Below are 14,157 nucleotides of genomic sequence, written 5' to 3'. Positions count from 1 at the left end.
TTCTCCCGATGGGCAGACCCTGGCCAGTGGCAGTGAAGACCGCAGCGTGAAGCTATGGCGGGTCAGCGATGGGCAACTGATCACCTCCCTCGACGACTATCAGGATGAGGTTATTACAATCGCCTTTTCTCCCGATGGGCAGACCCTGGCCAGTGGCAGTAAGGACAGCAGCGTGAAGCTGTATCCGCTCAACATCGACGTTTGGATGAAATATTCCTGTGATTGGGTGGGTATGGGCTACATTAGCAAACATCCCAACATGGAAGATAAACGAAATATCTGTGATGGCTATGAAACCGACACAACCCAGCAGATCTCAACCTATCTCAATCAACTCACCTCATTTATTCGAACTCACTTCATTCCTAATCTCTGATCACCACTTGCTTCCTTACTCCATATCTCAACCCGCTAGTTTCACAGTTCTCACCTCCAATAAAAACAGTGCCGATCGCACCTCATACAACCGGCAACTGATATCAAACTAGCGATGATTCAGAACATCCGACGACTGCCGACTCAACGACATCAAACTATCCTGAATCGCCGCACAAAGCCCCCAATTCTCCAGATAAGAAATCGGCCAACCCGGACACCCTGCTTCTAGGTCTTGCTGACGCGCCACACTGGCATTACTCCAATCGCGAGACGATGGATGGCGATGATGGTAATCATGACAGGGTGCGTCCCCCGTCAACACCAGCGCCCGCGCCGGGAGGTGATAGCCCAACAACCGCCCCCACCACAGCGCCCAGCGATACACCCGCACCCATCCCGGCTCGGCACCCGAAAACTCCGGCGTCGCCTCGCCAAAAAAGATCGCCGCTGTCATCTCCGCCAACGCCCGACGATGACGCGCATTTCGATACTGCGGATGGGGCCAGCGATGCTCCACAAAAAGGCGTAGCGCCGTCACCACATTGAACAACACCGTGATGGGAATGCCCCACACCACCAAGAACGGCAGCCAGACCTGCCCCAGCGTCACCACCGTTGTGACCAGTCCCCACCACACCAGCGCCACTAGGTTATGCACCCAATCATCCGAAAAGAAACATCCCGACAGGCGATCGAGCAGACGACGCAAATGAATGCGAGGAGAAATCAACGTTAGGATCACCTTCCGCCATAGCCAAGATAAGGATTTGCCTGGACGAAGACCCGCCGTCTGAATCAAAAAGTCATAAGTGCCGTCACCCGGTTTTAGCAGCCGAGCTGCATGGTGCACCTGGAGATATCGCCGCTGATAGGCACGATGGTTGAGCGACAGCGTCAGAACCGAAATCGCATTGCCGATCGCATCATCCAACCGACGATGCCCCGTTACGGTGTAATGGGCACAAGCATGGCGCAACGTTAGATATAGCTTATGGGTTCCGTGAACGGTCAATCCCCAGCCAATGGGAACTAGACTGACCCCACCCGCACCAAGCATCATGCCTAAACTGCTGATGCTGATACCGAGTATCGTCGAAACGACTGCCCCAGCAAGATGCTGTAATGGGGTACGCCGAAACCGCACCATTTCTCCGGTGTAGGGTTTAGCGGTCACAATCGTCAGCAACGGTTGCAGCCAATCTGGTAGGTCGCGCTTCATCGTATCGCGAGGGTTGAGTGTGCCACTAGACCGATTTGAAGTGTTGTTAAAGATCATGGATTGAACTCCGTCATGGATGAACAATCCCGTTATCTCTGGCATGTAGTCCTCAAAGGCTAGAGGCGACAGCAAATTGGTCAACTGCTTGTGGCATCTACAGTTAAGGTCGGTATGTGTACCTGTAGGGGTTTGTGGGGGGCGACAAAAATTGCAGAAGTGTTCTGAAGTCTCAGCGTTGACTTTGGTTATACTGTGCCCAACGTAGTTCCCACTCGCCCCATTCCAGCCATGACATCCGCATCCGATCGCAATCGATATACCTATGGCCCATTGCCCAAAGCCCGCACGGTTCATCTGCTGCGCACGATGCTTACGTTCGTGGCAGAGCAAAGGATGTCGCCCTTTGAATGGGAGGCTCCTCAACCGGAACTACACTGGTGGCATCAATGGAAACATGAAACAACATCCACACCAGAGCTATGGGTACGGACAACGCTCAAAACCCTAAGTTATTTACTTCAGCAGTCTGGAACATCCATGTCAGATGGGCAGATTGGCGATGTCCTGCGGCACTACCTCCCCGATTTTTTGGGCATCCTCACCAGCCATACCCTTGATCAACAGGGCATCGGCGATCGCTATTTCACGCTAACACTATGGTCACAGCAGATTGAAACCAATTGCCGCGCCTTAGAAACGCTATGGGACGAAAAGCGATCGCCCAAGTCCAAGGAACAGGATGCGCAGCCAACATCGCTCGAACAGCAATTGCTTCATGAATCGACCAGCGACGATGGCATTATCCATGTCTCGAATGCGGTTGCGGCCGATTTATTAGCCGATCCGCAGATTCAGGCTCACTTTCAGCACGGCATTGTGCAGGGAACAGTTGCAGACGTCGAAGAGTTGTCTGCACTAGAACCTCTATTGCGGCAGTGGATGCAACAGTTGGATCCCCACCTAAGCATTCCAGAGCCACCCAAGACCTTGCTGTCGATGTTCAGAGACAGGTTATTGCAGCAGCAGATCTTGGTGGTTCTCAAGGCTGTACACCATGATGCTATCCGAGAGGCACTATCAGTTCCAGGAATGCGATCGCGGATCTTGCTGGTTGAACCCGAACAAACGCAATCGGGCATTCGTATCCAGGGCGATCGCAATCAAGTAGTCGGGTCGGGCAACCATAACAAAGTGGTGTATCTCGAACAGTCGAACAATAGCGGCACGATTTCGATTTCCTTCTGAAGCACAAGTTGTTGGATGGGTGGGGATTGATCATCCGGAAGAGCTAGACGATGGGCTGAAATGCGTAATATTGCGGATGGTTTTGTCGTCTTAGTTTTAATCAAACACCCCCTTGCCCCATCTCACCTATGAATCAGCCAATTAGCGGCGATCGCAATCAGCTCGTCAATAATCCCAACAACTGCGTTATTGTCTACGTCAATCATGGCAGCACGGACAGTGGCAAACTGGTTCTGGATTTTAGCCAGAAGGTTCAAGAACTCCACCAGGCGGTACGTCCAGATCCCGACCATAATCCCTATGTGGGATTAGCCAGCTTCACTGAAGCTAACTACCGTCAATATTTTGGGCGCGATCGCTTGGTGTCGCTATTGTCTGACCAGTTGCTGTCGTTCTACAAGACCACCGGGCAGGCTCGGTTTCTCTGTGTCTATGCGCCGTCGGGTGCGGGCAAGTCATCGCTGGTGCGGGCAGGGTTGATTCCAGAGCTGCGGCAGTTGCGCTTCCAGGAGCATGAGGGCACGGTGCAGGTGGCGGTGTTCACGCCAGGAGCCGATCCCCTGCAGAATCTTGCCCATACGCTGCAGGTGGTGGCTCAAGGAAATCGCCGCATGCTCAAGCATTTAGATGAACTGGTGGCTCAGTTGGGGCAACCCAAAGGTGACACCTACGATTGTCTGCAGAAAGTCGTGAATGTGTTGCATCCTTATCTGAAAGCACCGCTGGTGTTGATTATCGACCAGTTTGAGGAACTGTACTCGCTATGTAAGGATCGGCAGCAGCAGACGGCATTGGTTGAAAATTTGCTCTATGCCTCTCAGCATCCGTCACGGCAACTGTCGGTGGTGGTGACGTTGCGCAGTGATTTTTTGAAGGAAACCCAGCGCCATACCGACCTCAATGACCTGTTCTCTCGGCAGGGGATGTTGGTGCCGATGATGAACCGAGAGGAACTGCGGGAGGCCATTAGCTTTCCGGCGAAGGATGCGGGCTATGCGCTGGATGAATCAACAGTGGATCGCTTGTTGGAGCAGGCGATTGACCGGGAGGGGGCATTGCCGCTGTTGCAATTTGCCTTGCGGAAAATTTGGGACTATGCGGCACGGGATGTTCCGCCTGCCCAAGCGCTGACGCAGTTGGGTGGCATTAGTGGGGCGTTGGCGCAGACAGCGGATGATCATTTCAATGCGCTGCCGTCCGACACCCATCGCACGGTGGCGAAGTGGGTCTTTTTGGAGTTGGTGCAGTTGGGGGAAGGCAGCCGAGATACGCGGCGGCGAGTGCAGCGCGATGACTTGCAAAAGCGGCATGATTCCACGGTGCTGGATCAGGTGTTGCAGGTGTTTACCCGGCAGCGGTTGATTACCGTATGGGGGAACAAAAAGGATGCGACGGTGCAGGTGGAATTGACCCATGAGGCGCTGTTGGAGCACTGGCGGCTATTGCAAGGGTGGGTGGATAAGCACCGCGAGGATCTACGCTTTTTGCGGCAGTTGGATGCCGCCATCAAGGAGTGGAATGACCTGCAGCGACCAGCGGGCAGTTTATGGCGTAGCCCGAAGCTAGACCTGCTGAAAGAGTTTCATGACGAGAAGGCGGAATTGCTGTCGCCCCAGCAGCAGGCATTTTTGCAGGCGTCGGTGGAGTTGGAGCAGGCAGAGCAGCAGGCGGTACTGGAGCGAGAGCGGGAGAAGCGGCGGCAGCGGCAGCGGTTGACGGGGGTGCTGAGTGCTGGTTTGGTGATCAGTTCGGGGTTCGGGGGATTTTCCTGGCTGAAAACCCAGGAGGCCCAACGCAGTCAGGAAGCATCTGAATACCAACGGGCGCTCACTCTGCTCGAAAGTAGTAACGTCCTGGCCAGAGATGGGCAGGAATTTGAGGCCTTGCTCACCACAATGGCAGCCCATGCGGTGACCAATAGCTTGCCCAGCTATGAAATGCCAGCATCCAGCCTTGGTAATTTTTATGACAGTCTACATCAGGATTGGCGAGATTTTTACGACCTCGACGACCATCAAAATGCGGTTGCGACCCTCGCGTTTTCTCCCGATGGGCAGACCCTCGCAACCGGCAGTGGCGACAGCACCGTGAAGCTGTGGCGGGTCAGCGATGGCGCACTCATTACCTCCCTCGATGCCCATCAGGATGGGGTTCTTACCCTCGCGTTTTCTCCCGATGGGCAGACCCTCGCAACCGGTAATGTGGACAGCACCGTGAAGCTATGGCGGGTCAACGATGGCGCGCTCATTACCTCCCTCGATGACCATCAGGATCAGGTTTGGACAATCGTCTTTTCTCCCGATGGGCAGACCCTTGCCTCCGGCAGTAGCGACAGGACCGTGAAGCTGTGGCGGGTGAGCGATGGGCAACTGATCACCTCCCTCGACGACCATCAGAATGAGGTTAGGACAATCGCGTTTTCTCCCGATGGGCAGACCCTCGTCTCCGGCAGTTTCGACAGGACCGTGAAGCTATGGCGGGTGAGCGATGGCGCTCTGATCACCTCCCTCGATGACCATCAGTCTGCGGTTCTTACCCTCGCCTTTTCGCCCGATGGGCAAACCCTCGCCTCCGGCAGTGGCGACAGCACCGTGAAGCTATGGCAGGTCAGCGATGGGCAACTGATCACCTCCCTCGATGACCATCAGAATGAAGTTTGGACAATCGTCTTTTCGCCCGATGGGCAGACCCTCGCCTCCGGCGGTCGCGACAGCACCGTGAAGCTGTGGCGGGTCAACGATGGCACTCTGATTATCTCCCTCAACGACCATCAGTCTGAGGTTTTTACAATCGCCTTTTCTCCCGATGGGCAAACCCTCGCAACCGGCAGTTTGGACAGCAGCGTGAAGCTGTATCCGCTTGATATTAATGTTTGGATGCAATATGCTTGTGATTGGGTCGGCATAGACTATATTCGCAACAATCCCAACATGGAAGGACGCCGGGATATTTGTGATGGCTATGAACCTGACACCACCCAATCCTTAGCCGATCTCAGTCCACTCACTGCTTTTATCCAAGCTCACTTTATCTCTACTGCAGACAGACACCAACCAAACAGCAGTAGTCTAACTCCAGAACCTCACCAACACTGGCTAATCTCTAGTGACTCACTCTCCGGCACCTATGAAGTCGGTCTTTTCGGCGGCAATGAGTAGTCCTGCACCTTGATTGATGTGGGGTAGGTTGAATTCAATAGGCGGTAAGTTCTGTAACTATCGCCTCACATAAAGCCATCAGCACCTATTCTTGACAATACCTATTCTTGACAATGTTGTGGCTGGCGCAATGAGAACCGTTCATGATGGCTTCCCTCAACGCTGTGTCATTTGACATTGGGCAACACCAGAAATTGTGTGGGATTTCCTTGCCAGCACAGGTAGACAAAGTCGCGGGCGCGGGTGATGGTGACGTAAAGTAAATGCCGTTCCAGTTCGATAGATTCTGCTTTGACCTCGTCATCGGAGGCTTCCAAAAGTGCTTTAGGGAGCGGCAAAATGTTATCTGAAAGATCGATGGCGAAGACTGCTTTAAACTCTAGTCCTTTAGCACGATGCATGGTGCCTAGGCGGACGCCAAGGTCTGACTCGTTGTCTTGACTGTTTAGATGGGTGTAAGGAATCTGCAGGCTCTGTAAATGCTCTTGAACTGGAGATAGAAGATAGCGAGTTCTAGCGAATATGCCTATTTCAGATAGCAAAAGGCCTCGTTCAGTTAGGTTTAGGACTTCTTTGGCAACGAATTGGGCTTGCTGCTCAGAGCTATCAAAGGCGGTGAGAATAGGTTCTGGGCCTTGAAGTAGGCTGACGGTGCCCTTGCGGGTTTCGCGGCTACCGTCTAAGTCATCGCTTTCGAGGTCTGTAATGCGGTCGGCAAAGCGGCGAATTTGCTCAGTGGTGCGGTAGTTGATCTTGAGCGTGCGCGATCGCCCCTGAACATTAATACCTAAAGACTTGAGGGAAAATTTACCTTGATAAATACGCTGCCCCCCATCGCCTACCATCATGAAGCGGTTGGGGCCATCGCCAGCTAGGGTAGCAAGGAATCTGAGCTCTTGGGGACGGAGGTCTTGGACTTCATCGACAATCACGGCGTCATAGCCCTGGTTAACCAGCCCGGCAACTAGAACATCGCTAGCCTGGCGGAAATAGTGGCCCCAATCGGCTTTGTGCTCGTGATCGAGGTGAGCGAGAACTTTTTCGAGCACCTGCCAGACCTGGCGGCGATCGCGCACGGTGAGGGACGTGCCGCGTCCTTTTCGGCTGACAGAACGGTATTCATCCCAGGTGAGAATGCCGTGGGGCTGAATGACTAAGCGCCACTCCTGCCAGATGGACGCAATATCAAGGGGGCAAGAGGGCAATCTGTAGAGTTCCAGAAGAGGTTTGACGTCGCTATCACTGATGGCACGACAGCCCTGTTTGGCTTTGCCCAAGACGGAACTGGCTTGACTGGCTACGGAGGTGACCGTGATATTGTCCAACTCTTCTGGGGTACAGAGGAGTTGGAGATTATGCTTTAGGTTGTCGCACAGGGTGTTAACGAAGGTCGTCAAGAGTACCTTTTTGCCTTGGCGGGCTAGGTGCCGGGCTCGATGGAGGGCGACGACAGTTTTGCCTGTGCCTGCAGAACCCGTGACCTTGACAGGGCCATTAAAATGTCCGATCACCAGCCGCCGCTGGGAGGGATGGAGAAACCCAATCCAGGTGGCTAGCGGGGCCTGAAGCATTTTCTCCAGTTCGCCCTGGCTTTTCACGGTAATAAAGCGGCGCTGGGTGTCGGCATTCTCAGCCACAGCCTTGGAGGTGGGTGTAACCGGGGGAGCCACCAGTTCCCCTGATGCCAGTTGCAGCAGCCGTTCGGAGACTTCTTCGGGCAGTCTCTCAATGATGTTGAGCAGGTCATCGGCGGTGATCAGCTGCCGCAGCACGGGCAGCCAGTCATTGGGCACTCCCAAGCTCAGCAAGTAATCGTCTTCGAAGGCATCAAACAAACCAACCTGCCAAGATTCTCGCCTGGGGACGATTTCTTCGACGGACTCAACGACTTCGACGATCTGTAGGGCTCCCGTTTTGTTGTTCAGCTCAACGTTGCGGTTGCTGGCCCAGTGGTAGGCAGCGTCATGGTGTCCAGCATGGAGCAGTGCCCAGGTATCACCATCTTTGTAAATAACTGCCCGCAAATCCTGAGTAATGCGCGCTGACCAGAGGTTATCGTTTTTGGTTTTGGTAATGCGCTCCAAACTGAGGCTGGGCTGGGCCGGGTTGTCCTGAAATTTGAGAATAAAGTCGTTGGCCCGTTTGACTTCTGTGCCACTCAAGCTAACTAGGGATTGAAATAGCGATTTACAGATCAGTACATTCATAGGGTTGCCTACAGCGCCTGGAGGATGGTGTCTATGGACTGAGGGCTTGTGGGGTTAATGGTGAGAACTGATTTGCCTTGGGCAGCTAGGGCCGATCGCAGATCGTCTCCATCGTCAGCTCTGGCATCGACCAGGTAAATGAGAGCAGTGCCTCGACAGATTTGGGCCGTATAAGTGCCGACAACTTGACCATTGACTTCCACATCGCTGCCACTATCGACTTGAATATCACCGTGCTGAGCCAGGGCTTTGATCAAGGATCTCCACTCAGGTTCAAAGAGTTCAAGGGTTTCTTGTAAGTCAGTATTGCCTGAACCGTCTGAGGGGGATGCAGCAGGGGTAGAAACCTCCGGTTGGGTAACAAACCAATCTGACGAATTGCGAATGGCATCAGCCTTGGGCCTGTCTAATAAAATTCTGCCTAGGCGAAAGAAATATTTTGCCATGCGATCGCGATCGTCTAAATCACCTGCGGGAATAGCCATCACTTCATAGCCTTCGTTGCTCAGCTCATCGCGGATGGCTTGGTCTTTGGCCTGGCGATCCGCATTGCCGTGGAGAGAGCGGCTCATACCATCGAGATAAATACAGACGCCTTCCTTGATACCGGTGGGATCGGGGTAGAAAAAATCTGGGATAGTGGTGCCCAAAGGTCTGCCCAAGTCAATGCTGTGCTGGGGGATGGGGTCGGGAAAACCAGCTCGTCTCAGCATGGTCTGGAGCAACGCCTCAGCATGGTTGACCGGACGGTGCTCATCATCCTCTTCATGCCTGGGCAGGTTGGCTGGGATGGGGTGGCTTTGGGTGAGGATATCTTCCCACTGCAGCAGTTTTTTCAGCGCTGTATGCCGATTAAGGTGTCTGTGGTAGTAAGCATTGCGGAAGTTAAACAGGCAGTCGATGCAGGCGGTTTGGCAGCGAGATGTGCAATCACTGACCACTAAGATGGCCGCTTCAACCACCGCTGTCCACTTAGCCAACAGTTGCTCTAGCAATCCCGAACCACCTGGCATAGGGTCGTAGAGCAACACGTCTACCTGCTCACTGCCGGAATGACCGATGGTGAGGATTTGGAGGTCTTCTAGCTCCATTTCTAAAACGTTGCTGGCTCCATGGCGAAGGGCTTCCATCACGCTGTAGGCCACTTCACGGTTTTCGCAGTCCTGAAGACTGAGAGCATCGGCAATAACATCGGCGAAAAAGCCTACAGGCTCAATTTTGGTGCGGCAGCGGTTTTCATGATCGGTTTTGAACAGCTCTAGATCATGGTCTGAGGTGAAGGGAGATCGGCTGCGGCCACAAACCACGCAGACGGTATAGCCTAGGTCTCCGGTGCGTACCAGGTTAGCAGGACCAACGTTGACTAATCGTAGATGAACCCCTCGGCGTAGTTGAACCGTTTGGTCTTTCCACTGAAAGGCGCTACCGCCGCTGTGCCGCCCTTGCTCATAGCCCAGGATGGTGACCGGCATTTGGAAGCGGTTGTCTTCTTCATCGGAGATGTTGGACTGGTGGGACAGATCCACATCGCACATGGGGACGGCTTTGATGGACGCTGAAGATAAACTGGACGAGAGCTGCTGCCCGCTGCCGATTTCCTTAATGGCTTCGCTGGCAATATCGACTTGGAAGTAGGTAGGATCTTCGGGTTCTAGGTGGAAGTAGCGGGGCACAAAGCGCTGGCCGTTGGCGTAGATCAAATTGCCAGGGACGTATTCCCGCAGGGCTACACTGGGTGGACGGGGCAGGTCAAAGTCTGACATCCAGGTGATGCTGCGGGGCATTTGGGCTGTCCCCTGAATATGACCGCCATCAAGACCGTAGCCGGGGAGAAAACCCTCGGCAGCGAGAACGCTGTAGGTGATGGTGTCGTCAACCCCTTCAGCATCGCTGCCCTTTCTCAAGGTCTGCCCTTTGAGGCGTTTAACTAGGCGATCGCAGCGGCGAAACAAGGCATCATCTTCCGGATCGAGTGCCCCCTTGAGGATGCGTTCTTCACTGAGCCGCCGGAGCTGCCCCATAGCCCACTGCAGGCGTTTCCACAGGGTCAGAATGACATTGGCTAGCTCATCGCCCATGGAGACAATGTGGCGCTTGAGCTCATCTTCTTTGACAGCCATGGCATCGCCTTCGGGCCAAGCCTGGACAAAAACTTGATCAACATGCTTGTAGAGGGCGATCGCATAGGTTTGAATCAGCTCGGTTAGGCTGCTGACATCCAGAGGCTCGGAGCGCACAAAACCACTGTCATCAAACAGGTAGTTTTTGACCTGGCCGGGGAAGCAGGTCTCTAGGATGGTCTGAATGGTGTCGCGATCGCCCTGGGGGGTGCTGTGGCCGGTGCGGGCCATCTGGTGTAGCGTGGTAAGCACCGCTGCCCGCACGTGCTTACCCACCATCAGGGTGTTGCGGAGATTGAGCTTGGGGGGTTCGATCAGCCCATCTAAGAGGCGCAGGGGATCAGCAAAATAGGAGCGATCGTGGCTGGCCCCTCGGGCATAGGTGAGGTTGACGGCCATGCGGTGACGACGACCCGCACGGCCTGCACGCTGCCAGTAATTGGCCGGAAGCGGCGGTACGTTGCGCATAAGGACAGAATCTAGGGAGCCAATATCGATGCCCATTTCGAGGGTGGGAGTGCAGACCAAGGCATTGATCAGTTCACCGTCGCCTTTGAAGATGCGCTCGATGCGATCGCGGGTTTCGTAGGGCACTTGGGCTGAATGTTCTTCGGGCCGCAGCATTTCAAACTGCTCGTCTAACACGCGTAGGTCATAATCGTCAGCACTCTCGGGCTCAAAGGCGATGGTGCCATCACAGCGCCAGGTAATGCAGGCCATGCGCGGCGTGGGCCGCGGGTGGGCCCGGCGACAAATATTGCAGCGGTAAACGCCCTGCCCAGGCGTAATCCGTAGCTTATCAGCATCAAGTTGGTAAACCCCGTCACACCCTTTAAGGGTCTGCTTCCAGGCATTTTTTAAGACACTAGGCACCAGCAGTTTCAGCTCATCCTTCAAGCAATACCAGAGCTCCTGAAAGAAGACATCCATATCTTCTGGAGAGACACCCCATCTGCGGGCGGCCTGGCGGGGCACAGTGTCTCCCTTGGGGCTGAGCCACTGCTGCACGCGGGATGTGTTATCTGCGGCATCGCGGGTGAGTTTTAGCCCCCTAGGAACGCCAACCAAAATAGGCATGTAGCCCCGCTGAATCTCAAAGTCGCCTTCTTTCCATTTTTTAGAGAAAATTTGGCCTTCACGATCTAGCAAAATATTATTGCGGCGAGTAATATCCAGCAGTGCCGCAATGCCATTCACCAAGTCGGCGGCGGGCAGTCCCAACCTGGGTGCCCAGTGTTGGATAAACGGCAAGTCGGTGGTGAGGCCGCGATAGTCAATGTGTAGGCGGCCCCAAGGCTCTAGGCCAATGCGCTGTTTCACCCCAGTGGTAATTTCGCGCAGCACCTGAATGCGCAAAAATCGCTTGCGCTCTTCGGCATGTTTAAGTCCTTCAGCCTCTTTGCGGTGGACTCGCCACACCTCTGGAATTAGGGAACGGCTAAGGTCGTCATCACCATCGAGCAGCACATCAAGGCGGGCGGTCAGATCACCGATGGAGATGGAGCCAGTGCTCATCTGGTCGTACATCAGACTGCGCAGGCGATAGCGGCGGGCGTGGTCTTGCATCCAGCCTGCCTGGAATGCTGCATCTTGGCGGTTGTCGGCAAAGACTAGCAGCCGTCGACGCTCGGCATGGTGGAGCATATTCTGCGCCAGCACATGCACGTCGGAGACGGTGGTGGCTCGGATGGGGCGAGCAGGTTCTCGGTAGCGTCCAAAGGAGCTGCGCCCTGCGGCCTGACAGGCTACACAGGACGCGAGCATTCCTGGATGCTTGGGGTTTTGGCGCACCGCCAGCAGCGGCACTAATTTTCCCTTGCGGCCGCAGCTACCGCAGCGATCGCCCGTCTCAGAGTGAAGGGTGCCACAGGCTCGACAGAAATGAATGGGGGATGTCGAACGAGGATGGCTGCGGGGGGCTGTGTCTTCGTCGGTGTCGTCTTGGGTGATTAGACGATCGACTAAAAGCAGGCGATCGCCCTCTAGTTCTGCGGCAAGGGGTTCCCAGAGGATGCTATCACCATGGGCTTGGCCACCAGAGGGATGTTTGTCGGTGAGCTTAAGGTCAGCCACCCAGTGGGAAAAGTAGTGCTGACCGCAGGTGTTGCAGGTCAACACCGGCAGCCGATACAGATCGTCCTGGTTGGTACCTGCCGTATCTTCGGCGGAGAGCCACAGCTTAGGGCGATCTTGGTCTTTTGGGAAGGTAACCACAGCACCGCCAACACCGCGTACAAAGCCGTGAACCACAGGGCGCAGCAGGGGGCGTCCATCCTTGCGAGAGGCAGCCCCCAGGGCCAGCCAGATCAGCGCTTCTTCTTCGGTAATGGGGCGATTAATAATGGTCTCAAGCTGGCGCAGCAGGTCGGTGAGGTGGCGGGGATTGTGGAGGGCGACGGTGAGTTGGTAGACCAGCTCGTTGGCGGCTAGTGCATCGTAGAGTTGGTCTTCCCACTGGTGGGGATCGAGGCTGACGCCGGTAATTTGGCGGTAGATGTGGCTAACGGAGGGGCCTGCGTCATCTTTTTCAACGGCGGCGAGGACGTATTGCAGCAGGGTAGCGGGGTCGGCGGTGAGTGGCTGGGGGAGGTGGCGCTGGGGCGACCACACATCATCTTGATATTGCTCGCCTACTAGGGCCACTTGGTCTTTAGCCACGCCAAAGAATCGGGTAGCAAAGTTCTGGGCTACCGCTAGCCCTGTCTGGGTGTTGGGGTCGGCGATGGTGGCGGAGGTAGCAATACAGACGGTTTCAGTGGGGGATTTGCCACAGAAGGTGCGCAGGCGGCGGATCAGGCAGGCAGTCTCTGCCCCATTTGCGCCGCTGAAGGTGTGGGCTTCGTCGAAGACGAGAAAGTCTAGGGAGGCGTTGTCGAAGAGAGAGATATCCCGCTGGCGCGTAAGCAACAGCTCTAGCTGTTTGACGTTGGTGAGCAGAATGCGGGGAGGCTTTTCGCGCATGGCTTCGCGGGAGACGCGTTCTTCGGCGGGGAAGACGGGGTCAGGGCGTTTTTCGCACTGGGCGCGGGCGGTGGCTGCTTCGTAGTCGGCTCTGGAGGTTCCAGGTTTAAGGCGCAGGCCGGAGGCTTGGGAGGTTTGCTCGGGGGTTTTGCCGACATACATACCGAAGGTGATGCCGGTGCCCGCCAGTAGCCCCCGGAGGCGGCCTAGTTGGTCTTCGGCTAGGGCGTTCATCGGGTAAACGATGACGGCGGCGATACCGTCAGGTGCGCCTTGGTCGCGCAGGTTGAGGCAGTGGCTAATGATGGGGTAGAGAAAGCACTCGGTTTTGCCGGAGCCAGTGCCGGTGGAAACGAGGGTAGTTTTGCCTTGGTGGATGGCGCGAATGGCAGTTTCTTGGTGCCCGTAGACGGCGGGATACGGGATTAGCTGTTTCATGAAGGGATGGAAAATCCCCAATTGGATCAGATCGTCTACGGTGGTTCCTTGCTGAAAGATTCGACTAAGGCTGATGTAGGGGCCTTTAAGTAGGGGGGTGGAGCGGGTAGTTTCTAGGTTGAGCAGGTTTCGCATCTGCTCGTAGAGATTGGTGTCGGCGAAGGGGTAGGCGGTGAGCTGGTAGCGAAGAAAATCGCTGACGACTTTCTCGGTGTAGACGATGGGATTCAACATGGGGTGGGGGCGGTGAAGTGGGCGATCGCGACATTAATCTACGGCGATTAGCTCAAACGGCATCAAACAAATTGAGCTGAACCGACTCGTCCTCAAAAGGGCTAAAGCCATCGGATTAAGTTGGCGGGTGATCGGTACTGCGGGGGGATAATGGCATACCTAAAGACTGATGTGGAGGGATGGAGAGCGCAGTCCCT

General features: G+C 55.2%; 5 protein-coding genes and 1 pseudogene. 3 read left to right on the top strand and 3 right to left on the bottom strand.

What is annotated here, in order from left to right:
* Positions 1–376 (top strand): annotated as a pseudogene (locus tag JUJ53_RS03655) (hypothetical protein); the annotation flags it as partial.
* Positions 377–484: 108 nt separating this feature from the next.
* Here the strand turns inward: JUJ53_RS03655 and JUJ53_RS03650 are convergent.
* On the bottom strand, positions 485–1,597 hold the full coding sequence (locus JUJ53_RS03650; protein ID WP_204150623.1) for a hypothetical protein: 1,113 nt from the start codon (positions 1,595–1,597) through the stop codon (positions 485–487).
* Positions 1,598–1,849: 252 nt separating this feature from the next.
* Between JUJ53_RS03650 and JUJ53_RS03645 the strand changes: the two genes are divergently transcribed.
* Positions 1,850–2,842: a hypothetical protein gene (locus JUJ53_RS03645; RefSeq protein ID WP_204150622.1), complete on the top strand. Its 993-nt coding sequence runs from the start codon at positions 1,850–1,852 to the stop codon at positions 2,840–2,842.
* 128 nt (positions 2,843–2,970) lie between these two features.
* The gene (locus JUJ53_RS03640) at positions 2,971–6,000 is read left to right on the top strand and encodes a hypothetical protein (RefSeq protein ID WP_204150621.1); all 3,030 of its coding nucleotides are present in this window, start codon (positions 2,971–2,973) and stop codon (positions 5,998–6,000) included.
* A gap of 167 nt (positions 6,001–6,167) precedes the next feature.
* On the opposite strand, the gene JUJ53_RS03635 is transcribed toward JUJ53_RS03640, so the two are convergent.
* Both JUJ53_RS03635 and JUJ53_RS03630 read right to left on the bottom strand, forming a co-directional pair.
* A complete protein-coding gene (locus JUJ53_RS03635) occupies positions 6,168–8,207 on the bottom strand; it encodes a 3'-5' exonuclease (RefSeq protein WP_204150620.1) in 2,040 nt (679 codons plus the stop codon).
* Between the two features lie 8 nt (positions 8,208–8,215).
* Positions 8,216–13,960 (bottom strand): DEAD/DEAH box helicase, encoded by a 5,745-nt coding sequence (locus tag JUJ53_RS03630; protein ID WP_204150619.1) that lies wholly within the window; start codon positions 13,958–13,960, stop codon positions 8,216–8,218.
* Positions 13,961–14,157: the final 197 nt, after the last annotated feature.

The organism is Leptolyngbya sp. CCY15150 (assembly GCF_016888135.1).
Lineage (GTDB): Bacteria > Cyanobacteriota > Cyanobacteriia > RECH01 > RECH01 > RECH01.
Note: the sequence above shows the minus strand (reverse complement) of the source record. Positions and strands in the feature narration are given on the sequence as shown.

What these genes read in the sequence shown, in the direction of transcription:
- JUJ53_RS03650 (WP_204150623.1), bottom strand. Translation starts at nt 1,597, where the DNA reads ATGAAGCGCGACCTACCAGATTGGCTGCAACCGTTGCTGACGATTGTG.
- JUJ53_RS03640 (WP_204150621.1), top strand. Translation starts at nt 2,971, where the DNA reads ATGAATCAGCCAATTAGCGGCGATCGCAATCAGCTCGTCAATAATCCC.
- JUJ53_RS03635 (WP_204150620.1), bottom strand. Translation starts at nt 8,207, where the DNA reads ATGAATGTACTGATCTGTAAATCGCTATTTCAATCCCTAGTTAGCTTG.
- JUJ53_RS03630 (WP_204150619.1), bottom strand. Translation starts at nt 13,960, where the DNA reads ATGTTGAATCCCATCGTCTACACCGAGAAAGTCGTCAGCGATTTTCTT.